Below are 24,646 nucleotides of genomic sequence, written 5' to 3'. Positions count from 1 at the left end.
GGCTTGCGATGGATCTGCTCAAATCGTTCATTTCGCTGCTTGCGCTGATCAACCCGGTCGGTGCGGTGCCGTTCTTCCTGAGCCTGACGGCGCAGCAGACGGATGCCGAGCGGCGGCGCACGATCCGGATCGCATCGGTGTCGGTGTTCTGCGTGATCACGGTGACGACGCTGCTCGGGCAGCAGATCATCAACTTCTTCGGCATTTCGGTCGGGTCGCTCGAAGTGGGCGGCGGGATCATCATGCTGCTGATGGCGATCAACATGCTGAACGCGCAGATCGGCAACACGCGATCGACGCCGGAGGAGCGCCACGAGGCCGAGCTGAAGGACAACATCGCGGTCGTGCCGCTGGCGATTCCGCTGCTCACGGGCCCTGGCTCGATCAGCACGGTGATCATCTATGCGGCGAACTCGCATCACTGGTATGAGCGGGCCGGGCTGGTCGCGATCGGCGCGGTCCTGGCTTTTCTGTGTTTCGTCGCGATGCGGCTCGCCGAGCCGATCGCGAACTGGATCGGCCGCACGGGCATCAACATCGCCACGCGGCTGATGGGTCTGATGCTGTCGGCGCTGGCGGTGGAATTCATCGTCAATGGACTGAGGGCGCTACTGCCTGCACTGAGATGAAAACTTCGATTGCGATTGTGGATTATGGGATGGGCAACCTGCGCTCGGTCGCGCAGGCGCTCAGGAAGGCCGAACCGGCCGCCGACGTGGCGATCGTCGACACGCCGGCCGCGATCCGCGCGGCCGACCGTGTCGTGCTGCCCGGCCAGGGGGCGATGCCCGACTGCATGCGCTGCCTCGGCGAATCGGGCCTGCAGGAGGCCGTGATCGAGGCGTCCCGCACGAAGCCGCTGCTGGGCGTGTGCGTCGGCGAGCAGATGCTGTTCGACTGGAGCGCGGAAGGCGATACGAAGGGCCTCGGCCTGTTGCCCGGCAAGGTCGTGCGTTTCGAGCTCGACGGCCGCCTGCAGGACGACGGCTCGCGCTTCAAGGTGCCGCAGATGGGCTGGAACCGCGTGCGCCAGTCGCAGCCGCACCCGCTGTGGGACGGCGTGCCCGACGACGCGTATTTCTACTTCGTGCACAGTTATTACGTGACGCCGGACAACCCGGCACATACGGTTGGCGAAACGGCTTACGGTGCGCCGTTTACGTCCGCGGTCGCGCGGGACAACCTCTTCGCGACCCAATTCCACCCCGAGAAAAGTGCGGAGGTCGGGTTGCGTCTGTATCGCAACTTCGTACACTGGAAGCCGTGAGCGTCGCGTGCGTGCCACAGTCGGCGGGCCTGAGCGGCCCGTCTTACGGGGCTCGCCCGCCTAAGCGCCGAAAGAGTTGTACTAAACTAGCGAGGCGGCGCGGTACCGGATTGGCCGGTACGCGCCGGATTCTTTTCTTTTTCCACGACGACACCCGATTGCTATGTTGCTGATTCCGGCCATCGATCTCAAAGACGGTCAGTGTGTGCGCCTCAAACAGGGCGATATGGACCAGGCCACGATTTTCTCCGAGGACCCCGCGGCGATGGCCCGCAAATGGGTCGATCTCGGCGCCCGGCGGCTCCATCTCGTCGACCTGAACGGCGCGTTCGCCGGCAAGCCGAAGAATCTCGAGGCGATCGAAGCGATCCTCGACGAAGTCGGCGATGAAATCCCCGTACAGCTCGGCGGCGGCATCCGCAGCCTCGAGACGATCGAGAAGTATCTCGACGCGGGCCTGTCCTACGTGATCATCGGCACGGCGGCCGTGAAGGATCCGGGCTTCCTGCAGGACGCGTGCACCGCGTTCGCCGGCAGCATCATCGTCGGGCTGGATGCGAAGGACGGCAAGGTCGCGACCGACGGCTGGAGCAAGCTGACCGGCCACGAAGTGATCGATCTCGCGAAGAAGTTCGAGGACTACGGCGTCGAATCGATCGTCTACACGGACATCGGCCGCGACGGGATGCTGCAGGGCATCAACATCGAGGCGACCGTGAAGCTCGCGCAGGCGGTCGGCATCCCGGTGATCGCCAGCGGCGGCCTGTCGAACCTCGTGGACATCGAGAACCTGTGCGAAGTGGAAGAGCACGGCGTCGAAGGCGTGATCTGCGGCCGTGCGATCTACTCCGGCGATCTCGATTTCGCGGCCGCGCAAAAGCGCGCGGACGAACTGAACGGCGAACTCGACAACGCGTAAGCGCGGTTGTCCCGCTCGCCGGGGCTGCCTGCAGGCGGCCCCGACCGGAAGCCTCGCGCGAGGCTTTCCGCAACCGGCCGTCCCATCGCGGCATTTGGCGCAACATCATGGCTCTAGCTAAACGCATCATCCCCTGCCTGGACGTGACTGCCGGGCGTGTCGTCAAGGGCGTCAACTTCGTCGAGCTGCGCGACGCCGGCGACCCCGTCGAGATCGCCCGCCGCTACGACGACCAGGGCGCCGACGAACTGACGTTCCTCGACATCACCGCGACGTCCGACCAGCGCGACCTGATCCTGCCGATCATCGAAGCCGTCGCGTCGCAGGTCTTCATTCCGCTGACCGTCGGCGGCGGCGTGCGCGCCGTCGAGGACGTGCGGCGCCTGCTGAACGCGGGCGCGGACAAGGTCAGCATGAACTCGTCGGCGGTCGCGAACCCGCAGCTCGTGCGCGACGCGGCCGACAAGTACGGCTCGCAGTGCATCGTCGTCGCGATCGACGCGAAGCGCGTGTCGGCCGACGGCGAGACGCCGCGCTGGGAAGTCTTCACGCACGGCGGCCGCAAGAACACGGGCCTCGACGCGATCGAATGGGCGCGCAGGATGGCCGAGCTCGGCGCGGGCGAGATCCTGCTCACCAGCATGGACCGCGACGGCACCAAGTCGGGCTTCGACCTCGCGCTCACGCGCGGCGTGTCGGACGCGGTGCCGGTGCCGGTGATCGCATCGGGCGGCGTCGGGTCGCTGCAGCACCTGGCCGACGGCATCAAGGACGGCCGCGCCGATGCGGTGCTGGCCGCGAGCATTTTCCACTACGGCGAGCACACGGTCGGCGAGGCGAAGCGCTTCATGGCCGACCAGGGCATCCCGGTGAGGCTGTGATGAATACGGAAACGAATGCATTGCCCGCGTGGCTCGACAAGGTCCGCTGGGACGACAACGGCCTCGTGCCGGTGATCGCGCAGGAAGCGTCGACGAACGACGTGCTGATGTTCGCGTGGATGAATCGCGAGGCACTGGCGAAGACGATCGAGACGCAGCGTGCGGTCTACTATTCGCGCTCACGCAAGCGCCTGTGGTTCAAGGGCGAGGAGTCGGGCCACGTGCAGCACGTGCACGAGGTTCGGCTCGATTGCGACGAGGACGTCGTGCTGCTGAAGGTCGAGCAGGTGTCGGGCATCGCGTGCCACACCGGCCGGCATTCGTGCTTCTTCCAGAAATTCGAAGGCACCGTCGACAGCGGCGACTGGGTCGCGGTCGATCCGGTGCTGAAAGACCCCGAACACATCTACAAATGACGCAATCGACCGAAGACACGCTGCTGCGCCTCGCGGCCGTGATCGATAGCCGCAAGGGCGGCGATCCCGATCAATCGTACGTATCGCGCCTGTTCCACAAGGGCGACGACGCGGTGCTGAAGAAGATCGGCGAAGAGGCGACGGAAGTCGTACTGGCCGCGAAGGACGTGCGCCAGGGCGGCGCGCCGACCGCGCTCGTCGGCGAGGTGGCCGATCTGTGGTTCCACTGCCTCGTGATGCTGTCGCATTTCGACCTGAGCCCGGCCGACGTGATTGCCGAGCTCGAGCGCCGCGAAGGGTTGTCGGGTATTGAAGAGAAGGCCCTGCGCAAGCGTCGCGAGCGCGAGGAAAACGGCGGCTGACAGACCCTTGTCGCGGGATGGCCACAGTGCGGTAAGCTGTAAGAATTGTCATCTAACAGGGGTAGCATCATGACCGATACGCCAAGCCAGTTTCCGCCGCCGTCGGTGCCGGGGGCCGCGGACGCCGAACGCCTGAACGGGCTGCGCACGCTGACTCACGTGCTCTACGGCCTCTATGCGTTTCATTGGCTGACGGGCGGCGTCACGGGCATCATCGCGATCATCATCAACTACGTGAAGCGCGACGATGTGGCCGGTACGCCGTATGCGGCTCACTTCGAGTGGCAGATCCGCACGTTCTGGCGCGCACTGATCGCGTATGTGATCGGGTTCGCGCTGATGTTCGTGGTGGTCGGATTCGCAGTGATGTTTGTCACATGGATCTGGACGCTGTACCGTATCATCAAGGGTTGGCTGTACCTGAACGACAACAAGCCGCTCGATCCGCAGGCCTGGTTCTGACCGGCCGCGCTCGGGCGTCTGCAGGAGCAACATGAGTCACGATCCGAATTGCCTGTTCTGCAAGATCGCGGCAGGCGAGATCCCGAGCACGAAGGTGCACGAGGACGACGAATTCGTCGCATTCCGCGACATCCGCCCGGCGGCCGAGACGCACGTGCTCGTGATTCCGCGCCAGCACCTGCCGACGCTGTCGGCGGCGAGCGAGGCCGATGCGCCGATGCTCGGCCGGCTGATGGTGCTCGTCTCGCGTCTCGCCGACCAGCTCGGCGTTGCGTATACGGGTGGCGAAACCGGTTTCCGCACGGTGATCAACACGGGCCCGGGCGGCGGGCAGGAGGTCTACCACCTGCACGCGCATATCCTGGCCGGCCCGCGCCCCTGGCAGCGGATGGGTTGACGGCGCGGGGCGTTTCCCCGCATCGATTGTCGAAGCCGGCGCGTTGCCGGCGATTTGCGCCGCATCGCGGCGTGGTTGAGGAGAGGTTTCATCATGGGTGGATTGAGCATTTGGCACTGGCTGATCGTGCTGCTGATCGTCGCGCTGGTTTTCGGTACGAAGAAGCTGCGCAACATCGGTAACGATCTCGGCAGCGCCGTGAAGGGTTTCAAGGACGGCATGAAGGACGGCGAAGCACCGGCGGACGCGCAGCAACTGCCGCGCTCGGGCTCGGTCGACGTCAACGCGAAGGAAACGACGCGTTCCGACTCGAACAAGGCGTAACGCCGGCACGCTGACAGGCATTCGCAATGCTGGATCTCGGTCTTTCGAAGATGGCGCTGATCGGCGTCGTCGCGCTCGTGGTGCTCGGCCCCGAGCGCCTGCCGCGCGTCGCGCGTACGGCAGGCGCGCTGTTCGGCCGCGCGCAGCGGTATATCAATGACGTGAAGGCCGAGGTCTCGCGTGAAATCGAACTCGACGCGCTGCGGACGATGAAGACCGATTTCGAGGCGGCCGCACGCAATGTCGAGACGACGATCCACGACAACCTGCGCGAGCACGAGAAGGAACTGAACGACACGTGGCATTCCGCGGTCGGCGGTCTCAACGAAGCGGCGGGCGACGCCGGTTCGACCGGTTCCGGCATGCCCGCCGCGCCGTCGTGGCGCGGCAGTTCGGCCGCGCTCGCGCCGAAGCGCCGCAACTGGCGCGTCAAGCAGGCGGCTGCGCCTGCCTGGTACAAGCGAGCGACCACTCGCCGCACGCACGTGCAGTCGGGCGCCGCGCGTGTCGCGCGCCACCAGCCGGCCAGCCTGCGCCGGCCGACGCGCTTCTTCTGAGCCGAGCGCATGCTCGCTCGTCAATCCTACCGAGGGCCGGCGTGAGCGACCCCCAGCAGACCCCGGGCGACGCCCCGGAAGAAACCTTCATTTCCCATCTCGTCGAGCTTCGCGATCGCATCATTCGCGCGGGCGCGGCCGTGATCGTCGTGTTCCTCGGGCTCGTCTACTGGGCGCCCGACATCTTCCGGCTGCTCGCGCGGCCGCTGATGCAGAACCTGCCGAAGGACGGCAAGATGATCGTCACCGACGTCACCGGCTCGTTCTTCGTGCCGATGAAGGTCACGATGCTCGTCGCGCTCGTGATCGCGCTGCCGATCGTGCTGTACCAGATCTGGGCGTTCGTCGCGCCGGGGCTGTACCAGCACGAGAAGAAGCTCGTCGCGCCGCTCGTCGGCAGCAGCTACGTGCTGTTCCTGTGCGGGATGGCGTTCGCGTACTTCCTCGTGTTCCCGACGATCTTCCGCGTGATGGCGCACTACAACGCGCCGCTCGGGGCCGAAATGACCACCGACATCGACAACTACCTGAGCTTCGTGCTCGGGATGTTCATCGCGTTCGGGGTCACGTTCGAGGTGCCGATCGTCGTCGTGCTGCTCGTCCGGATGGGCGTGCTGTCGCTGAAGAAGCTGAAGGAGATGCGACCGTACGTGATCGTCGGCGCGTTCGTGGTCGCCGCGGTCGTCACGCCGCCGGACGTGTTCTCGCAACTGATGCTCGCGCTGCCGCTGGTCGTGCTGTTCGAGATCGGGCTGCTGGCTGCGCGGTTCTTCGTGCCGAAGAAGCCGGCCGAAGAGGGCGAGGCGGAGAACGGCGAAGCCGCCAGTTGAAGGCGGCGCACCGGGCGGTGCGCGGCGCGGCCGGTCGTTTGGCCAGACCCGAGGGGCGACCCGGTGGCGGGTTAGTCGGCTGGAAAGCGGGCGGCGAGCCATCTTCCCGGCGACGAAGGTCTTTCGATACAAAGCAAAAGGGCAGCCAACCGGCTGCCCTTTTTCGTTTCCGATGTTTCCGATGGTGTCCGGCATGCGGCGGGATGCCGCTCGCCTGACGTCATTCGGTATCGCTGTCCTGCTCGTCGAGCGTCTGCTTCGGCGGCGGCGGGCGCTTGCCGATCACCACGTTCACGTCGAACTCCTTGCCCTTGCGCACGACGTGCACCTTGGTCGGCGTGCCGGGCTTGATCTGCGCGACGGTATTCAGCAGCTTCGTCGTGTCGGTGATCTCGTCGCCGTTGACCGAGACCAGGATGTCGCCCGGCTTGATGCCGGCCTTGTCGGCCGGGCCGCCCTGCAGCACGCCGGCGACGATCGCGCCCGATTTCTGCGACAACCCGAACGACTCGGCGATCTCCGGTGTGACGTCCTGCGGCTCGACGCCGATCCAGCCGCGCGTGACCGAGCCGGTCGTGATGATGCTCTCGAGCACCGTACGCGCGGTCGACACGGGGATCGCGAAGCCGATGCCGAGCGAGCCACCCGAGCGCGAGTAGATCGCGGTGTTGATGCCGAGCAGGTTGCCGTTCACGTCGACCAGCGCGCCGCCCGAGTTGCCAGGGTTGATCGGCGCGTCGGTCTGGATGAAGTTTTCGAACGTGTTGATGCCGAGGTGGTTGCGGCCCAGCGCGCTGATGATCCCCATCGTGACCGTCTGGCCGACGCCGAACGGGTTGCCGATCGCGAGCACGACGTCGCCGACGCGCGACTGGTCGGAGCGGCCGAGCGTGATCGTCGGCAGGTTCGTCATGTTGATCTTCAGCACGGCGAGATCGGTTTCGGGATCGCTGCCGATGACCTTCGCGGTGGCCGTGCGGCCGTCGGCGAGCGCGACTTCGATCTGGTCGGCGCCGTCCACGACGTGCTGGTTCGTTAGAATGTAACCTTCAGGGCTCACGATAACGCCCGAGCCAAGGTTGGCCGCCGGTTCGTCCTGCTGCTTGCGGGCGTTGCGGTCGCCGAAGAAGTAGCGGAACAGCGGATCTTTCGCGCGCGGGTCGGGCGGCAGCGAGCCGTCCTTGCTGGAGAACACGTTGACGACGGCCGGCATCGCCTTTTGTGCGGCTTCGGCGTACGACGTGGTCGCCGGCGCACCGCCGATGCCCGGCGCGACTTCCCGCAGCGCAACGATCGGCGTGGCGAGCTGCTTGCCGAGCTGTCCTTGCCGTTGCAGCCATTGCGGCTTGAGCGTCACGACGATGAACATCAGCGCGAGCAGCACGGTAACCGCCTGCGCGAAGAACAGCCAGAAGCGTCTAAGCATCTGAATGGATTAGAGGTTTATATGGATCGGATCGAACTTGAATTGTACTTGAACAATACCCTTGAAACCGCGCGCTTCAAGGACTATTGCCCGAATGGCCTCCAGGTCGAGGGGCGCCGCAAGATCGAGAAGATCGCCACCGGCGTGACGGCGTCGGTCGCGTTTCTCGAAGCCGCGCTCGAATGGGGGGCAGATGCCGTGCTCGTCCATCACGGCTATTTCTGGCGCAACGAGCCGCCGCAGATCACGGGCCGCAAGTACCAGCGCCTGAAGCTGCTGCTCGCGAACGACCTGAACCTGTTCGCGTTCCACCTGCCGCTCGACGCGCATCCCGAATTCGGCAACAACGCGCAGCTCGGCGACCGGCTCGGCCTGATCGGCGAACAGCGGTTCGGCGAAGGCGACCTCGGCTGGATGGCGACGCTGCCGATGCCTGTCTCGCTCGAACACTTCGTCGCGAAGGTCGAGCGCACGCTCGGCCGCACGCCGCTCGTGCTCGGCGATTCGGACATGCAGCTGCGCCGCATCGCGTGGTGCACGGGCGCCGCGCAAAGCTACTTCGACGCGGCGATCGACGCCGGCGCGGACGTGTTCCTGACCGGCGAGGTGTCCGAATACGTGACGCACACGGCCGCCGAGAGCGGCGTCGCGTTCGTTGCGGCAGGGCACCATGCGACCGAGCGCTACGGAATCCAGGCACTTGGCGCCCACTTGTCCGAAGAATTCGATATCGAACACCTTTTTATTGATATCCATAACCCGGTCTGAATGCCGGATTTGCGGCAGCGCATCGAAATTTCGCAATGTAGCAGATGCTTAAAAGTGAAATGATTTAATCGCTCCGATAGTGGGGGAAAACCCTTGACTATCAATCACTTCGAAGGGATTTTCATCTCCGGGCCTTGTAAATGGCGGCTCCATTCGAGCAAACTAGCGGCGGAATGGAAAGTCGTGACGGAAAATCCAACTCAGAAGTGGGGCGTGTGATGCGAGACAAGGAAGAGAAACGCGTCGACAGCGGCCGCCGTACCTGGCTGATTGCGACATCCGTAGCAGGTGGCGTAGGAGGCGTAGCCACCGTCATACCTTTCGCGGCGTCGCTTGCGCCGTCCGCGAAAGCGAAAGCGGCCGGTGCACCGGTCGAAGTCGACATCAGCGCGCTGAAGCCCGGTGAAATGGTGACCGTGCCGTGGCGCGGCAAGCCGGTGTGGATCCTGAACCGCACCGATGCGATGCTGGCCGACGTGGTCAAGGCCGACAAGGAAGTGGCCGATCCGACCTCCGAAAAGCCCTATACGATGCCGTTGCCCGCGTATTGCGCGAACGAATATCGCTCGCGGGCCGATCGCAAGAACATTCTCGTCGTGATGGCCGTGTGTACGCACCTCGGCTGCACGCCAAGCCAACGCTTCACGCCGGGTCCGCAGCCGAACCTGCCGGACGACTGGCCGGGCGGTTTCCTCTGCCCGTGCCATGGTTCGACCTACGACCTCGCCGGCCGTGTGTTCAAGAACAAACCGGCGCCTCAGAATCTCGACATCCCGCCCTACATGTTCACGTCGGCAACGACCCTCGTGATCGGCAAGGACGAGAAAGGAGAAGCGTGATGGCCGACAACAAGGAAGTCTCCACGACAGGTCTCACCGGCTGGATCGATCAGCGCTTCCCGCTCACGTCCACCTGGAAGAAGCACGTTTCCGAGTACTACGCACCGAAGAACTTCAACTTCTGGTACTTCTTCGGCTCCCTCGCGCTGCTGGTGCTCGTCAACCAGATCGTCACGGGCATCTTCCTGACGATGAACTACAAGCCCGACTCGACGCTCGCGTTCGCGTCGGTCGAGTACATCATGCGCGAGGTGCCGTGGGGCTGGCTGATCCGCTACATGCACTCCACGGGCGCGTCGATGTTCTTCGTCGTCGTCTACCTGCACATGTTCCGCGGGCTGCTTTACGGGTCGTATCGCAAGCCGCGCGAGCTCGTGTGGATCTTCGGCTGCGCGATCTTCCTGTGCCTGATGGCCGAGGCGTTCTTCGGCTACCTGCTGCCGTGGGGCCAGATGTCGTTCTGGGGCGCGCAGGTGATCGTGAACCTGTTCTCGGCGATCCCGTTCGTCGGCCCTGACCTGTCGCTGTGGATTCGCGGCGACTACGTCGTGTCGGACGTCACGCTGAACCGCTTCTTCGCGTTCCACGTGATCGCGATTCCGCTCGTGCTGGTCGGCCTCGTGATCGCGCACCTTGTCGCGCTGCATGAAGTGGGGTCGAACAACCCGGACGGCATCGAGATCAAGGCGAAGAAGGACGAGAACGGCATTCCGCTCGACGGCATCCCGTTCCACCCGTACTACTCGGTGCACGATTTCCTTGGCGTGTGCGGGTTCCTGATCGTGTTCGCGATGATCGTGTTCTTCTCGCCGGAGATGGGCGGCTACTTCCTCGAGGCGAACAACTTCGTCCCGGCGAATCCGCTGCAGACGCCGCCCGAGATCGCGCCGGTCTGGTACTTCACCGCGTTCTACGCGATGCTGCGCGCGACCACCGACCCGTTCAAGATCGTGCTGATGATCGTGATCGCGCTGCTCGGCGTGCTCGCGCTGATCCGCGCGCGCGGCAAGTGGAAGGCCGGCCTGCCGGTGCTGGCGGCGGCGATCGTCGTGTTCATGTACCTGACGGAGTCGAAGTTCTGGGGCGTCGTCGTGATGGGTTCCGCGGTGATCACGCTGTTCTTCCTGCCGTGGCTCGACCGCAGCCCGGTGAAGTCGATCCGCTACCGGCCGCTGTTCCACAAGGTGTTCCTCGGGATCTTCGTCGTGGCATTCCTGACCCTCGGGTTCCTCGGCACGCGGCCGCCATCCCCGGCTTCGACGCTGATCGCGCAGGCCTGTGCGCTGATCTACTTCGCGTTCTTCCTCGGCATGCCCGTCTGGACGCCGCTTGGCACGTTCAAGCAGCCGCCGGAGCGGGTGCGCTTCAAGCCCCATTAACGTGAGCGAGGAGAGAACGACATGAAGAAACTGCTTTCGACACTCGCGCTGATCGGGGCGACCGCGTGTGCGCTGCTGGTAGCGCCGGCGGTTCGGGCGGAAGGTAATTTTCCGCTCGACCGGGCGCCCGATAACACGGAAAATCTCGTTTCGCTTCAGCACGGCGCGCAATTGTTTGTAAACTATTGCCTGAACTGCCACAGCGCGAACCTGATGCGCTACAACCGTCTGACGGATCTGGGCATATCCCAGAAGGAGATCGAAAAGAATCTCCTGTTCACGACCGACAAGGTCGGCAACACGATGTCCGTCGCGATGCGGCCCGAAGACGCGAAGAACTGGCTCGGCACCTCGCCGCCCGACCTGTCGGTCGAGGAGCGTGCGCGTGGCCGCGACTGGCTGTATACGTATCTGCGGAGCTTCTACCGCGACGATACGCGGCCGAGCGGCTGGAACAACGCGGTGTTCGAGAACGTCGGCATGCCCCATGTACTGTGGCAGCTGCAGGGGCAGCGCACCGCCAAATTCGAAGACAAGACGGACGAGGAGACGGGCGAGAAGGCCCATACGCTCGTCGGCTTCCAGCAGGTCACGCCGGGGACACTGTCCGCGGTGGATTATGATGCTGCGGTTGCCGACCTGGTGGCGTACATGACCTGGATGTCCGAGCCGGCTCAGCAGACTCGCAAACGCCTCGGCGTATGGGTGCTGATCTTTCTCGGTGTCCTGACTTTCCTGGCCTGGCGGCTCAATGCCGCGTACTGGAAAGATATCAAGTAATCACGCCTGACCGGCGTGGGGCCGGCGCAAGGTGGAACCCCGGAAGGAGTTCGCCGAGTGCCGGCCCTCGGCTTTTTTGAGGAAACGCAAACATGATGGTTCTGTATTCCGGCACAACTTGCCCGTTCTCCCAGCGTTGCCGGCTGGTGCTGTTCGAGAAGGGCATGGACTTCGAAATCCGTGACGTCGACCTGTTCAACAAGCCGGAAGACATTTCGGTGATGAACCCGTACGGTCAGGTGCCGATCCTGGTCGAGCGCGACCTGATCCTGTACGAATCGAACATCATCAACGAGTACATCGACGAGCGCTTCCCGCATCCGCAGCTGATGCCGGCTGATCCCGTGCAGCGCGCACGTGCACGCCTGTTCCTGCTCAACTTCGAGAAGGAACTGTTCGTCCACGTCAGCACGCTCGAGAACGAGAAGGGCAAGGCAGCAGAGAAGAATCACGAGAAGGCACGCCTCGCGATCCGCGATCGCCTGACGCAGCTCGCGCCGATCTTCGTGAAGAACAAGTACATGCTCGGCGAGGAATTCTCGATGCTCGACGTCGCGATCGCGCCGCTGCTGTGGCGTCTGGATCACTACGGCATCGAACTGTCGAAGAACGCTGCACCGCTGATGAAGTACGCCGAGCGGATCTTCAGCCGTCCGGCCTATATCGAAGCACTGACGCCGTCCGAAAAGGTCATGCGTCGTTGATGGTGCAATGAGTGCATGACGGAGCGGGGGCGCGGCGTGCCGCGCCCCCGCTCCGGGTTCGAGGATTGTGATGCAAGAGATTTCAACGAAGCCTTATTTGCTGCGCGCGTTGTACGAGTGGTGCACCGATAACGGTTACACGCCGCATATCGCGGTGAGGGTCGACAACTCGACGCGCGTGCCGCGTCAGTTCGTGCGTGACGGCGAGATCGTGCTCAACATCAGCTTCGAGGCGACGAGCCAGTTGCAGATGGGCAACGAGTGGATCGAGTTCACGGCCCGATTCTCCGGGAAGGCGCACAAGATCGAGATTCCGGTTGCCAACGTGCTCGCGATCTATGCGCGCGAGAACGGGCAGGGCATGGCGTTCCAGGTCGATGCGGTCGCGGGTGAAGGTGCGGATTCGGGTGCGTTCGATGAAGATGCGGCGCAGGCCGATGACGCGCAGCGCGACGAGTCGCCTGCCGCGTTGACGCCGGTGGCCGACAGCGGCGCGAACGAGGAACCCTCCGAAGGCGCCGACGAGCCGCCGAAAACCGACGGCGATGGCGACGGTTCAAAAGGTGGCAGCAGACCTCGCCTCAAGATCGTGAAATGAGGTAAAATCTCGCGCTACGCCGGCTTAGCTCATCTGGTAGAGCAGTTGATTTGTAATCATCAGGTGGCGGGTTCGAGTCCTGCAGCCGGCACCAATACCCATGCGGGTCCCAGAGATGGGGCCCGCATTTTTTTGTTCTACCATCAAGGCGTCGTTCTACAAACCGCGTTAGTCCAACATCGGCCACCGCGAGCATCTGGTCGTCGAAGGACTACGCGAGTGACAAGAAAATTTGCACGAGACCACGCATATGCCGGGGGCAAGCGCGCTTATTAAGCCGACGATGACCGGCGGCAGCAAGCCAGAAGCCGTGATCGACGCATTGCGGACTCGCTGTTCTTGGTCCCATCTTCGTGAGGCGTTGAAGAAAGCCAATCTTCCCGCTGGTACGGGGTGGGCTGAATTGGGCGGTGTCGCGGAAGACAAGCAAGGCAATGGCCCGAAGCTCCGACAGTTCCTGTCGGACTATCATTGGGAACACGTCGTAGCTGGTGAGCGCTACGTTCACTTGTACGATTTGCCTTTGGATAGTAAGGCGAAGCTTCCCAATAAATGAAAAAGCTCGTATATGGCGGGTTCGATCTATCGTGCAGGCGCATCGTTTTATCTGCTGCGTGAACGATATCACGTCGCCTTTTTATGGTGAGTTACCGCGTTCGGTTTAACAGGCGCACCTTTCGGCATCGCAAGTATCATTTCTGTGAAAGACGGTTTTTCGATATCGACCGCAAGGTGTCCGTTTTTCATCTGAACGGAATTCGTTTTCTGTTGCTGTCCCGGATGACCATCCGCCAGTACAAATCCGTTTTTCGCACCTTTTGCGGTGATGGTGAACACGCCATTGGGGCTTATAAAATCCGGTATCGGACGATGGAATTCGATATCTTTGGGTGCAGTGACAATCGATTTAGGTGTGGCGGCATATGTTTCAAATTCCACCGCATTCAAATTCGTGTTGTCAACGCTCGAGCCACGAGTAACGAATTTTTCCAGAAACTGGAAATTCATAATGTGGTTCTGGCCGTAACCTTGATCCAAAATGTAATTCAGAAAACCCTTGTCCAGCTTGGTATTGTTGCTGTTGGCCTGAATCACTTCTGCGGATGCCACGTCTTTTTCACTGAAAGAAGACGTGAGGCGATGGCCTTCCATATCGTACATCGGGTTGGTCGCCCAGTTCGATACGGGAAATCGAAAACGCCCCGCCGATTTCTCAAGCGGGGCGCGTACTCATCAATACGAGTAGTTGTAGGTCACGGATTCATTGCCTGCGGGATTCAGAGTCGTGCTAGGCCGTCCGGTCGGATTGTGCCTAATCACAAAGGAAGCACCGTTACCGAATGGCAGATTATTGAAATCCTTAAGACTAACGCTAGTCCCCGGAACGATTTCATTGTGACAATAATTCGATTGCGACGTGTACGGCGGCAAATAGCAAACGGAAACGACATCGCTCGTTGCACCGATATACGACGTGGTTTGAACATCGATGCTAGTCAGTTTTTTGTTTGCGGTCAGCAGCGAGCCCGGAAAATCCGACCCGCTCAGCCCGAAATATGCGCCAGCTGTAAAACCGGCACCAGTCGAAAAAATGAGCGCTTGCGGCGGTGCCGTCGTTTTCTGAATCGAAGTGGTGCCGGCATAAGCGCCGACGACAGCCGACGACAGCAGAGCCGCCAAAGCGAATTTCTTCGTGATTTGTCGCATAGTGATTTTCTCAATAATTGGACAGATGATGTGCGACGAACCGGATGTGCATTCGTCTGATGAATTATCGGTGCCGTTGAGAAAATCTGTAGGGTTTGGGAAAAATTATTTTTTTTGCATCATTTTTCCGCCAATTTATCGAGCGGAAGGGCGTCGACGAACGAATCGTCGCGAACCGTCGTAGAAATTGGACTAGTCGCCTATTGAAGGAACGAGAAGAAATCCTCGGCGTATTCCTGAACAGAGTCGAATTTGTTGGTCTCGAGGGGGGCGGCGCGATAAGCCTTGATTACGACCTCCCACGGCATGCCACATACGGAAGCGGTCCCGAAGATCATTACGCCAACGGGTTCCGTATGAGACAGCTGGAAGATCTTGTTCCCGCCCTTGGAGTACCTGGGCTCGCCCTGACCGTTGGTCGTGGTAACCGCACTGTCAACTGCAGTGACAACCGCATACTTGTTGAGGACCGCGACTTCGCACGTCATCTGATTCCCACGGCGTTTGCTTGGGCATTCTTTGATCGGCAGCGCATCGGTTCCTCAATCGAGATTTACCGAGGGGCTCATTTACTCGGGCTGAGGGCACAGAGGGACCCCGCGGCGCGTCCTCACACAGCCCTTGCAGTGCGGGACGACGCGGTGAAACAACCGTGTCATAGCGATCGTGCTGCGTTTCCAATCCAATGCGGATCCTTGCGGCATAAGGCTGGCATGCCGACAAAGTCGGCAATTTCGAAAACGCGGAAATCTGCCAAGTTGTTGTAATTTATGAATATTTAAAGTGATTTGCAATCCTCAGGTGGCGGGTTCGAGTCCTGCAGCTGCACCAAATTGAACGAAGGGTCGGGAGATTTTGTCTCCCGGCCCTTTGTCATTTCAGCGTTCACATTCCTGGCTCGCTGGTTGTCGCTTGTTCCGTGTTGCGACAGGTAGCCCGGTCAGTTGTCGGCATCGATCGATGCGCCGGGAGAATCTCCATAGCAAGAACATACAAGCTCCGCTTCGGCGCACTGGCTACAGTACATCGCTCACGATCAACGCCCACCCGAACCAGGAGGCCATCATGAGCAAAGTGCTCGATTCCATCGTCGATGCCATCGGTACAACGCCCCTCGTTCGTCTCGACCGGCTGACGAAAGTGCACGGCCTCGAAGGCACCATTCTCGCGAAGCTCGATTACCTGAATCCCGGATTCTCGAAAAAGGATCGTGCGGCGCACGGCATCATCGACGAAGCCGAACGTAGCGGCGCATTGCAGCCGGGGCAGTCCGTCGTCGAGCTGACGTCGGGCAACATGGGCACCGGCCTCGCGATCATCTGCGGCGTGAAGGGCTATCCGTTCGTCGCAGTGATGTCGAAGGGCAACTCCGAGGAGCGCGCCAGGATGATGCGCGCGTTGGGCGCGGAGGTCGTGCTGGTCGATCAGTTGCCGGGCTCCGTTCCCGGACAGGTGTCGGGCGGCGATCTTGAACTCGTCGACCGCGAGGCGCAGCGTATCGTCGTCGAGCGCGGCGCGTTTCGCGCCGATCAGTTTCATCGCGACGGCAACTGGCTCGCGCACTACCGGACGACCGGGCCGGAAATCTGGGCGGCGACCGACGGCCGCATCGACGGGTTCGTCGATTTCGTCGGATCGGGCGGTACCTTTGCCGGTGTGAGCAAGGCGCTCAAGGAACGGAATTCCGCAATTCGCTGTTATGTCGTCGAGCCGGTCGGTGCTGCGCCGATCGCCGGGCAACTGGTCACGCGCCCCGAGCATCCGATCCAGGGTGGTGGCTATTCGATCGGCGATCTTCAATTTTTGAATGGTGTGCGCGCCGACGGCTATCTACAGGTCGCGGGCGATGAAGCGCTGCAGGTCACGCGCGAACTCGCGCAGAAGGAAGGGATCTTCGGCGGCTTTTCGTCCGGCGCGAACGTGGCTGCTGCGTTGCAGCTGCTGGCCGGCGAGATGCGCGGCAAGACGATTGCTGCGGTGATCTGCGATTCGGGGCTGAAGTATCTGTCGACCGATCTTTGGAACGGCTGATTGCGTACGGGGGAGCGCTGCGTTCGTGCACGATTGATGCCGGCTTCGTGAGGCTCGACTACATCCTCGCGCAACACTTCACAATAAAGGGCGACGCGATGTTTGCGTTTCCCTTTGTCGCATTCACGTTCCCTTTTCCAAGGACGCTTTCGGTAGCGCACATCGGATTATCGTACTAATGTGTTTCAGGATCCTAATTTTTAAACTCGTTGCTTGGTGCTGGTGAGGCTCTTATAAATATCCAGCAGGTAAAGCCAGGCCGATCTCTATTTTTCCCTGCAGGTGAATTGTCGCGATGGGTATCATGTGCTGCTTGGGTGTTTTCACAGTACATATGCCTCGTGGCGAAATGAGTGCGGGAGATTGAATGAAGCGACTGTTGATAGCACCGTCGTTGGTGGCAATTCCTGCGTTTGTTGTATCGACCATCATGGCGATGACGCCTGCGTATGCGGATGCCGTGATACAGAAAGATGCCGCTGCACTGAATACGAACGAAAGGGCTCGGCCGTTCGTGGCACAAGTTGTCGGACTCGAGTGGTTGAATCCGTTGCAGCGGCGCGACTATCCAACGCAATGGCAGGTTCTCTGGACAATGGGTCTTGTACAGCCGAACAAGAACGACGACATGGTTCGGACGATGCCGCAGAAATTTGCGAAGCTCCAGTCAATTGGTGCGCTGGTGTATGGCAACCAAGGAGAGGAAACCTTCAAAGGCTTCTATCACAAATACGTCCGTAAAGTGCTCGGACTGTTCGGTGATCGCTATGTAACGAACGCCAAGTATTTCTACACGGTCAAGTCCAAGAATAAGGATGACTGGCGTGAGCTGGCAGGCATCCGTGTCGAGTTTGCCGTGCCGGATAGATTGGACGCTGGTGAGGCTCAGACCTATCTGCAACAGAGCATCATCAGTGAGTTCAACATCGGGAATAAATATTTCCTGGATCTCTGGAGCAAAAACACGCCCCCCGACGTTCACGTCAACCAGGGCGGGGCAAACGCCGGTTTCACGTCGCTGAACCGCGCACTGGAGTACCTGCAGGCGAACCCGGACAAGAGCGCCTGGGTGATGAACTGGGACGCGCCGAGCTTCCCGCCGAAGGACGCGCAGATCAACGAGAACATGGTGGTGCTGTTTCTCGTCGGGCCGAACTTCAAGACGGAGCGCGAACCGCTCGCGTGGATCGGGCGAGCGGCGACGGGCAATGTCGGGGACTACGCGGCGAAGGCTGGCACCACGCGTGCGGCGCAGGCGTGGAAAGCCATCATCGACAGCGCGGCGCGCAACGCGGGCGTGACGGTGCCATCGTTGAACTTCGTCGTGCATGACGCGGGTGGCGACGAAGCATCGTCGGAGCGGATCGGCGCGTTGTCGCAGACGCTGACGGAAGTGCTGCCGGACTACAATTTTCGCGAGCAGACATTCAATACGCCGGCGCTGCTGGGCCCGATGGGCGCCGGTACAGCATTGACGGACGTGGTGCTGGCAATCGGTCGAGCGAATCACCTGGACGAGACGGTGCTGGTGGCGGGGACGACGGATGCGCAGCGCCCGACGGCGGTGGTGGTGGTTCCGCCATCGACAGTCACACTGATCGATCCAGACAAGGACTGGTTCCGTGCGCGGGGCGAGAACAATGCGTATCTGCCGTGGTGGGGGCGTCGCCACGACACCGACTACGGCATGCAAGGCTATTCCTACTGACCGGATAACCGGCCATGTGAGGCGTTATTCAAGTGGGCGACGTTCATAGCCACAGTGGCTACGACGAGACCGGTGCGTCAAACAGCGATGTCATGGGCCGCGCCCCTCCACGTGTTGGCGACTGCTGTACGTGTCCGGTTACACGGGCCTTGCGTTGTCGTCGAGGGCGATGGGCAGTTCGACATTGAGGGGACGCGCTGCTCACGATTGAACGGCCGCTTTGAACCGGTTTGCCCTTCACTACGAGGATCGGTTCGTCCGACCATCCGTGTGAATCTCAACCCATCGTGAACGCGGATATCCTGACACCCGCTCGCGTTGCTGCGGTGACTATGCGATCAAGTTTTCGATTGAAGGGCCCCGGTTGCTGACATTAAATGCAGTGACAAACAAAGCCCGTGTTGCCATACCGTTACACGATCCTGCCCCCTCGCGTCAGCAATATTTTTTGGCAAACGTCTACACACCACTCGAACAATCTCTCGCAGGTAGCACTCAAGAATCAGCAAAAAATGTCGTTAGATAAAACGATGGACTCGTGAGCCAATTCCCCAGATTCAATATCCCGATATGCTGGATCGAGAAATCATGCAGGTTCTGCCCGACGCAGGCAGAGACGAAGAACCGCTTTCCACGCCGGATGTGCACCGCAAGCTCAGCGCCACGCTGATTGATCCTCCGGTTGTGAAGACGGTGCAGCGCTGGCTGGAAGATATGCTCGAAAGCGGGCTCGTCGTAATGGAGCGGCGCGGGCGGGCCAAGTACTGGCGCAAGGTTGCGGGAGCGAGCGGCCTCGCCACGAAGGCAGCCGGCACCATGACGCACGACGAGGCGCTGGCGCTCCAGACACTACGTCGTTTTTCGACTTGGCGTATTCCGACGCTGGTCGCTGACACGTTGGCCCCGTTGTTCGAGGTGGCCGGCAAGCGGCTGGCTATTGTCAACAGCGAGCATGAGCGGCGCTACCGCAAATGGATCGACAAGATCGAGGTTGAGGTCGGTAGCTTCACGCTGCAATATCCTGAGGTCGATTCCGACGTCTTCGCACAAGTTTCACAAGCGCTCTTTTACGAGCAGCAACTTGAAGTCGTCTACCAGCCACGTACAAAGGTCAATAACACCGATGCAAAGGTCGTCCACCCGCTTGGTCTGGTTGAAGTGGGTGGGCTGGTTTATCTCGTGGCGGCGATGCCTCGCCATCCGAACCCGGCGATGTACCGGCTCGATCGTCTCCTGCGCGCTACCGTCTTGCCCGAGTCGTTTACCTATCCGCGCGGGTTCAGGCTCTCGGAGTATGTACGGGAGCAGCGTCAGTTCGATTTCATGGTCGAAGGCGAGGTCCATCTGAGGCTGCGGTTCACGAACGGTGCCGGCCATCATCTGCTGGAAGCGCCGCTGTCCGCGGATCAGCAGTTCAGCCAGAGTGGCGACACGCTCGAGGTGAACGGCACGGTGTTGTTGAGCCAGCGGTTGCGGTGGTGGTTGCGGGCGTTCGGACCGAACGTCGAGGTGATGGCGCCGGAGGGCCTGCGCTCCGAGTTGGCGGCAGAAGCGAAGGCGCTGGCTGGGATTTACGAAGGCGGGTGAGATCGTGACGGGCGCCGTGCCAGTATACGAACTGATTGCGGAGCATGTGCCCTTGCGCTACTAGATCGGTATCTCTCGACGGCGGTCGGACATGGTTTGTCTGAAGGGGGGGTAAGTTGATAAGGCGGCGCATCGAAGCCGTCCTCTTTCACCTCTCAAAGGACAGCACATGTTCACGAATTGCAATTCCTCCCCCCTGCAACATCTGGCCGCATTTGCGATTGTTTTTGTTGCGGCTGTAGTGGGAACCGTAGCCGTAGGAGCATATGTCGATTCGGCAACGAGCGATGCGCAACGCGGATGAATGGCGAGTGTCAGTTAGATCGCAAGTTTGAGGCAGCCCGTCACATATAACAAACAAACTACCAGAAGTGATATGCCAGTACGCCCAGCGCCCTTTACGTTGAAATGTAGTCAGTGCGGTTGGAAACATACGTTTGCCCCGCGTAGCGATGTCCTGATGCCGAACGTGGATACTCGTTCGCATTGCCCGTGGTGTGGTGCGCCTGCATTGATTCGGTCACAGTCGAATCTGATCGGACGGGCTTTCGCGAAATTCAAGCAGGTTTTGCAGCACAAGTGATTGCAGCAAAACGCACACGGGAATGATTTGCCAGACCGTGAGCGAGTCAAGGCATGACCCGTGCAGCGAGCATTCGTCGTGTCTGTCTTTAAGAACTTCATGACGGATTTTCTATGTCTATCGAGTTGGGGCGACATGCAACAAACTGACGGTACATCATCGAATGGCCTGCACCAGGCCGTATTGAACGAAATCGACGATTTGCTCAGGCAGCTCAAGCTCGACGCGACCGACCCGCGTGTTGCGAGCACGATGAAGCAAGTCGTCGATCTCGTCACTCCGATTCATGACGATCTTGCGAAGCGAATCGAGGCCTTGCAGCGACACGCGCGCTGGGACACATTTACGATCGCTTTTTATGGCGAAACAAATGCGGGCAAGTCGACGATCATCGAAACGCTGCGTATCCTGCTGCAAGAGCGCACGAAGACCGAGGCGCGCTCCGCGTTTCGCGCGAAAGAGGCCGAGTTCGGCATCAGCGAAGCATCGTTGGTGGCGCGTGCCGAGTCGATTGAGGCGAGCCGCGCGGCGCTCGACGCGCAGCGCGAGCAAGTCGCGGAACGTAAGACGCAACTTGACGTCGATCGCGATGCGCTCCAACAGGAACTGAATGGGCTGCATCTCGCGATTGAGGCGAAGAAGCGGGCCGCATCGTTCTGGCAAAAGCTCGTGTGGGCGTTCAGCAAGCTACCGGAGCAACGCGAACTCGTGCGTATAGGGCTGCAACAGCGGGAGCTTGCAGCTGCGCACGAGGCGCAGCGTGCACGGCTCGATGCGCAGCTCAACGTCGCGCAAACGGCGCTTCAGTCGCTCGAAGCCGAGCAGGCGAAGGCGCATGCGATGCTCAACAGCCTCGTGCCGTTCGCGGACGGCCAGATTATCGGCACGGGCCGTTCCGACTACACGCTCGACGCACACGGCTATGAATTCGATGCGAACGGTCAGCGCTTCGAACTGCTCGACGTGCCCGGTATCGAGGGTAAGGAAGCACGCGTTATCGACAGCATTCTCGGCGCGGTAAAGGCAGCACACGCGGTGTTCTATGTGACTGGCAAGCCTTCCGCGCCGCAGACCGGCGACAAGGACGGGCAAGGCACGCTCGAAAAGATTCGCGAGCATCTCGGCGATCAAACCGAAGTCTGGTCGATTTTCAACAAGCGCATCACGAATCCGATCCAGCTCGAAAAAGGCGAATTGCTGACCCAGGGCGAACGCGCGAGCCTCGCTGTGCTCGACGAGACGATGCGCGAGCATCTGGGCAACAACTATCAGCGTTATATCGCGTTGAGCGCGCAGCCCGCGTTTCTGGCGGCGGCCGATTGTCTCGTACCAGGTTCGGACACCGCGCGCAGTCGCGAGAAGTTCCTCGCGAAGGCGAGTCCCGCGGACGTGCTCGCGAGGTCGGGTTTCCAGTCGTTTCTCGACTGGCTGAGCAGCAGCATGGTGACCGACAGCGATGCGCGTATCCGTGCCTCGAACGTTCACAAAGTATGCAGCGCCGTGCAGACGGCGGCCGGCACGGTCGCGCTGATCCAGCGTGACAAGGTCGCACCACTTGCTGCGGACGTTCAGCGCGACTGGGCCCACGTTAGCGAGCAACTGGCACTCGCGGTGAGGGCGCTCGGCCCAGCGTTGCAAACACATGCGGACGCCGCGATACGCGCGTTCGAAACGCGCGTGCGCGAGCAGATTTACGAGCAGATCAAGGATGGCGTCGATAACGACGACGTAAAGGACGCGCTGGGCGCAGCGATGAAGCGCGAGCAGGCGAAGCTTGAATCGACCCTGCCGACGGTGATGGAGCGGGAGCTCGCGCGTTTCCAGCGGGACGTGAGCGATACGCTTGAACGCTTCCAGCGGCGCATCGAGGAACTACAGGATGCGTATCGGTCGATCGACACGCCGACACTCGGTAGCTTCGAGTTGAACATGGAGTTCGGCAGCGGCGTAAATTACATGTCGCTCATCGCGGCGCTCGCAGGGGGGCTAATGATGATCTGGAATCCCGCCGGCTGGGTGACGCTCGCCATTGGCGGAGTGACGCTTGTCGTGAGCATCGCGAAAGCAGTCTGGGGCTTCTTCGACAGTGATTACAAGAAATCGCAGCAGCGCAAGGCCGCGAACGAAAACATCGGGCGCGTCGTCGGTCGCATGGAAGACGCGATGAAAAGCAGTTGCGACAAGGTGATAGAGAGCGTTAAGACGCGCATTGACGAGATCGCCTCGGAAGTCGAGCAATCGGTCAATCAGGTGGTGCACATCAATTCAACGCTGATCCGCGTTAGCGCGAATCTCGCGCAATTTTCTACAACGATTTCCGAAACAGAGGCAGTGTAATGGAACAGACGCTCAAGTCTTTCAAGGAACGGCAGACGGAAACGTTGAAGGTGCTCAGCGATCTGCGGTTGTTCCTCGCGCAAGGCGAAGCGTTCGGTATCGACACCGATCCGAACGTCAAGGCGAAGCTCGACAATGCGATCCGCAGCGTGGAGGAGGACAAGCTGCGCGTCGTGCTGATTGGCGGGTTTTCTGAGGGCAAGACGGCGATCGCGGCCGCGTGGCTCGAACGGCTCGACAAGTCGACAATGAAAATCAGCCATGAGGAATCGTCGAATGCAGTGACGGTCTACGAGGCGAGCCCCGATTGTCTGCTGATCGACACGCCGGGTCTGTTCGGCTTCAAGGAACAGTACGACGCGCAAACCAATACGCTCGAAAAGTACAAGGAACTCACGCGCAAGTACGTGAGCGAGGCGCATCTCGTGGTCTATGTCATGGATCCGACGAACCCGATCAAGGAGAGCCATCGAGACGATCTCACCTGGCTGTTCCGCTCGCTGAACTTGCTGCCGCGCACGGTGTTCGTGCTAAGCCGCTTCGATGCGGTCGCGGATGTCGAGGACGAGCACGAATATGCGAAGCTCTTCGCGATCAAAAGGGACAACGTGGCAAGCCGCCTGCGCGATCTGATCGCGCTGACCGACGCGGAAGCCACGGAGCTCGCCGTGGTTGCCGTCGCCGCCGATCCGTTCGAGATGGGCACCGAATACTGGCTTGCGGACCTCGAGCGCTTTCGCGCGCTCTCGCGCATCGAGTTGCTTCAGCATGCGACGTCGGAAAAGGTTGCCGCGGCGGGAGGCATCGAGGCAGTTGTCGACGAAACGCGGCGCAGCATCGTGCGTGACGTGCTTGGCAAGCAATTACCTATTGCCGTCCATAACGACGATCGCATCGCGCAGGAAGTGAACCGCCTTGAAACGATGAATAACCAGTTGCGCAAGCAACTGAATTCATCCGATGAACGTATTGGCGATGTGCGCATTGGTCTGCGCAGCTTTGTGACAGATTTCTTCACCGACCTGATCTTGCAGGCGCGTGGCCAATCGATGGACACGTTCGCGGAATTCTTCGAGCGCAATATCGGCTCCGACGGCGTGGTGCTCAACGCGAATCTGCAAAACGCGTTCGATCAGCAGATGCGCTCGGTGAAATTCGAAGTCAGCAAGATGGCCGTCGGCTTCGACGCGGAGGTGAATCATTTCAACGCGAGCGTGCGTGCATACGGCAAGCAGGGAATCGATTATGTAGTCAAGAGCGGCCTGATCAACAACACGTCGGTGCTGGCGGCGCGGGATGGCATTGTTGGTGTCGCGAAGGTCGTTGGACTCGATCTCGGCAAGATGCTGAAGTTCAAGCCGTGGGGCGCCGTCAATCTCGCGAAGGGGCTCAACGGCTTGTTGTCGGCATTCGGTCTTGCGCTCGAAATCTGGGACTCCGTGGAGCAGATGAAGCGCGAACAGGCGTTTCGCAAGGTGCTCGACACGATGGTCGAGAACTTTGAGAACCAGCGCGCGGAATTGCTGGAGTTGATCGGCGGATCGCATTTCGAGGATCAGTTTTTCCCGGAACTCGTCGATTTGCGCGCCAACGTAACGGCGGTCGAGCAAAGCGTCGTGGCGGGGCGCGAGAAGCGTGAGCAATTCCATCGCTGGCGCGATCAGGGCGAAGCGATCGATGCGGAGTTCCGGACGCTGGATGCCGCCTGATCGAGCCTTCCGTTAATTCCACGGCCAGCCGGTGGTCTCAGTACGGGAGAGCCCGCATGGGCAACGGCTGGCCGT

Annotated in this window: 26 protein-coding genes and 1 tRNA gene; 24 read left to right on the top strand and 3 right to left on the bottom strand. The window is 61.0% G+C overall.

Features of this window, described 5'->3' with window-relative positions:
* The first annotated feature begins 8 nt into the window (after positions 1-8).
* The 11 genes from BDI24065_RS15325 (at position 9) to tatC (ending at position 6,415) form a co-directional block, all read left to right on the top strand.
* Positions 9-629 carry a YchE family NAAT transporter gene (locus BDI24065_RS15325; RefSeq protein WP_011350729.1) on the top strand — a complete coding sequence of 207 codons (621 nt, stop codon included), beginning with the start codon at positions 9-11 and terminating at the stop codon, positions 627-629.
* Entirely contained in the window at positions 626-1,267 is a 642-nt protein-coding gene (gene hisH / locus BDI24065_RS15320; protein WP_175032000.1) for an imidazole glycerol phosphate synthase subunit HisH, read from the top strand. Before BDI24065_RS15325 ends, hisH begins: the two co-directional genes overlap by 4 nt.
* A 163-nt stretch (positions 1,268-1,430) precedes the next feature.
* Positions 1,431-2,186 carry a 1-(5-phosphoribosyl)-5-[(5-phosphoribosylamino)methylideneamino]imidazole-4-carboxamide isomerase gene (hisA, locus tag BDI24065_RS15315; RefSeq protein WP_175014747.1) on the top strand — a complete coding sequence of 252 codons (756 nt, stop codon included), beginning with the start codon at positions 1,431-1,433 and terminating at the stop codon, positions 2,184-2,186.
* A gap of 107 nt (positions 2,187-2,293) precedes the next feature.
* Complete coding sequence (gene hisF / locus BDI24065_RS15310) at positions 2,294-3,067, top strand: imidazole glycerol phosphate synthase subunit HisF (RefSeq protein ID WP_175031999.1); 774 nt, start codon at positions 2,294-2,296, stop codon at positions 3,065-3,067.
* On the top strand, positions 3,067-3,483 hold the full coding sequence (hisI, locus tag BDI24065_RS15305; RefSeq protein ID WP_174958698.1) for a phosphoribosyl-AMP cyclohydrolase: 417 nt from the start codon (positions 3,067-3,069) through the stop codon (positions 3,481-3,483). Before hisF ends, hisI begins: the two co-directional genes overlap by 1 nt.
* Positions 3,480-3,845, top strand: a complete 366-nt coding sequence (locus tag BDI24065_RS15300; protein WP_006485344.1) for a phosphoribosyl-ATP diphosphatase — start codon at positions 3,480-3,482, stop codon at positions 3,843-3,845. Before hisI ends, BDI24065_RS15300 begins: the two co-directional genes overlap by 4 nt.
* Positions 3,846-3,914: 69 nt before the next feature.
* A complete protein-coding gene (locus BDI24065_RS15295; RefSeq protein ID WP_046544796.1) occupies positions 3,915-4,307 on the top strand; it encodes a DUF4870 family protein in 393 nt (130 codons plus the stop codon).
* A 31-nt stretch (positions 4,308-4,338) separates the two neighbouring features.
* Positions 4,339-4,704 (top strand): histidine triad nucleotide-binding protein, encoded by a 366-nt coding sequence (locus BDI24065_RS15290; RefSeq protein WP_175014744.1) that lies wholly within the window; start codon positions 4,339-4,341, stop codon positions 4,702-4,704.
* Positions 4,705-4,797: 93 nt separating this feature from the next.
* Positions 4,798-5,028, top strand: coding sequence for a Sec-independent protein translocase subunit TatA (gene tatA / locus BDI24065_RS15285; protein WP_021161850.1), 231 nt, complete (start codon positions 4,798-4,800; stop codon positions 5,026-5,028).
* 26 nt (positions 5,029-5,054) lie between these two features.
* Complete coding sequence (gene tatB / locus BDI24065_RS15280; protein ID WP_175031998.1) at positions 5,055-5,585, top strand: Sec-independent protein translocase protein TatB; 531 nt, start codon at positions 5,055-5,057, stop codon at positions 5,583-5,585.
* A gap of 41 nt (positions 5,586-5,626) precedes the next feature.
* Entirely contained in the window at positions 5,627-6,415 is a 789-nt protein-coding gene (tatC, locus tag BDI24065_RS15275; RefSeq protein WP_175014742.1) for a twin-arginine translocase subunit TatC, read from the top strand.
* Positions 6,416-6,635: 220 nt separating this feature from the next.
* On the opposite strand, the gene BDI24065_RS15270 is transcribed toward tatC, so the two are convergent.
* Positions 6,636-7,841, bottom strand: coding sequence for a Do family serine endopeptidase (locus BDI24065_RS15270; protein WP_043191754.1), 1,206 nt, complete (start codon positions 7,839-7,841; stop codon positions 6,636-6,638).
* A gap of 21 nt (positions 7,842-7,862) precedes the next feature.
* On the opposite strand from BDI24065_RS15270, the gene BDI24065_RS15265 reads away from it, so the two are divergent.
* From BDI24065_RS15265 to BDI24065_RS15230, 8 genes are all read left to right on the top strand, one after another.
* Positions 7,863-8,609, top strand: coding sequence for a Nif3-like dinuclear metal center hexameric protein (locus BDI24065_RS15265; protein ID WP_175031997.1), 747 nt, complete (start codon positions 7,863-7,865; stop codon positions 8,607-8,609).
* A 218-nt stretch (positions 8,610-8,827) separates the two neighbouring features.
* The gene (gene petA / locus BDI24065_RS15260) at positions 8,828-9,448 is read left to right on the top strand and encodes a ubiquinol-cytochrome c reductase iron-sulfur subunit (RefSeq protein ID WP_175032038.1); all 621 of its coding nucleotides are present in this window, start codon (positions 8,828-8,830) and stop codon (positions 9,446-9,448) included.
* Entirely contained in the window at positions 9,445-10,827 is a 1,383-nt protein-coding gene (locus tag BDI24065_RS15255; RefSeq protein ID WP_175031996.1) for a cytochrome b, read from the top strand. Before petA ends, BDI24065_RS15255 begins: the two co-directional genes overlap by 4 nt.
* A 21-nt stretch (positions 10,828-10,848) precedes the next feature.
* Positions 10,849-11,607 carry a cytochrome c1 gene (locus BDI24065_RS15250; protein WP_175031995.1) on the top strand — a complete coding sequence of 253 codons (759 nt, stop codon included), beginning with the start codon at positions 10,849-10,851 and terminating at the stop codon, positions 11,605-11,607.
* Positions 11,608-11,699: 92 nt separating this feature from the next.
* Positions 11,700-12,311, top strand: a complete 612-nt coding sequence (locus BDI24065_RS15245) for a glutathione S-transferase N-terminal domain-containing protein (RefSeq protein WP_006400565.1) — start codon at positions 11,700-11,702, stop codon at positions 12,309-12,311.
* Positions 12,312-12,381: 70 nt separating this feature from the next.
* Complete coding sequence (locus BDI24065_RS15240) at positions 12,382-12,909, top strand: ClpXP protease specificity-enhancing factor (RefSeq protein ID WP_175031994.1); 528 nt, start codon at positions 12,382-12,384, stop codon at positions 12,907-12,909.
* 18 nt (positions 12,910-12,927) lie between these two features.
* A tRNA-Thr gene (locus tag BDI24065_RS15235) sits at positions 12,928-13,003 on the top strand.
* A gap of 156 nt (positions 13,004-13,159) precedes the next feature.
* The gene (locus BDI24065_RS15230; RefSeq protein ID WP_175031993.1) at positions 13,160-13,465 is read left to right on the top strand and encodes a hypothetical protein; all 306 of its coding nucleotides are present in this window, start codon (positions 13,160-13,162) and stop codon (positions 13,463-13,465) included.
* Positions 13,466-13,533: 68 nt separating this feature from the next.
* Here the strand turns inward: BDI24065_RS15230 and BDI24065_RS15225 are convergent, their stop codons facing one another.
* Together BDI24065_RS15225 and BDI24065_RS15220 are read right to left on the bottom strand one after the other, a co-directional pair.
* Positions 13,534-14,070 (bottom strand): hypothetical protein, encoded by a 537-nt coding sequence (locus BDI24065_RS15225; protein ID WP_254609769.1) that lies wholly within the window; start codon positions 14,068-14,070, stop codon positions 13,534-13,536.
* A gap of 72 nt (positions 14,071-14,142) precedes the next feature.
* Positions 14,143-14,616, bottom strand: coding sequence for a hypothetical protein (locus BDI24065_RS15220; RefSeq protein WP_175031992.1), 474 nt, complete (start codon positions 14,614-14,616; stop codon positions 14,143-14,145).
* An 855-nt stretch (positions 14,617-15,471) separates the two neighbouring features.
* Between BDI24065_RS15220 and BDI24065_RS15215 the strand changes: the two genes are divergently transcribed.
* The 5 genes from BDI24065_RS15215 (at position 15,472) to BDI24065_RS15195 (ending at position 24,571) form a co-directional block, all read left to right on the top strand.
* Positions 15,472-16,647: a PLP-dependent cysteine synthase family protein gene (locus tag BDI24065_RS15215; RefSeq protein ID WP_217481818.1), complete on the top strand. Its 1,176-nt coding sequence runs from the start codon at positions 15,472-15,474 to the stop codon at positions 16,645-16,647.
* 367 nt (positions 16,648-17,014) lie between these two features.
* Complete coding sequence (locus BDI24065_RS15210) at positions 17,015-18,355, top strand: virulence factor (protein ID WP_175031991.1); 1,341 nt, start codon at positions 17,015-17,017, stop codon at positions 18,353-18,355.
* Between the two features lie 588 nt (positions 18,356-18,943).
* Entirely contained in the window at positions 18,944-19,942 is a 999-nt protein-coding gene (locus BDI24065_RS15205) for a helix-turn-helix transcriptional regulator (protein ID WP_254609768.1), read from the top strand.
* A gap of 718 nt (positions 19,943-20,660) precedes the next feature.
* Positions 20,661-22,862 (top strand): hypothetical protein, encoded by a 2,202-nt coding sequence (locus tag BDI24065_RS15200; protein ID WP_175031989.1) that lies wholly within the window; start codon positions 20,661-20,663, stop codon positions 22,860-22,862.
* On the top strand, positions 22,862-24,571 hold the full coding sequence (locus BDI24065_RS15195) for a LeoA/HP0731 family dynamin-like GTPase (protein WP_175031988.1): 1,710 nt from the start codon (positions 22,862-22,864) through the stop codon (positions 24,569-24,571). The genes BDI24065_RS15200 and BDI24065_RS15195 overlap by 1 nt, the downstream gene beginning before the upstream one ends.
* The last annotated feature ends 75 nt before the right edge of the window (positions 24,572-24,646 follow it).

This window comes from Burkholderia lata (genome assembly GCF_902499025.1).
Taxonomy (GTDB): Bacteria; Pseudomonadota; Gammaproteobacteria; order Burkholderiales; family Burkholderiaceae; genus Burkholderia; species Burkholderia lata_C.
This window is presented reverse-complemented; position numbering and strand designations above follow the sequence as displayed.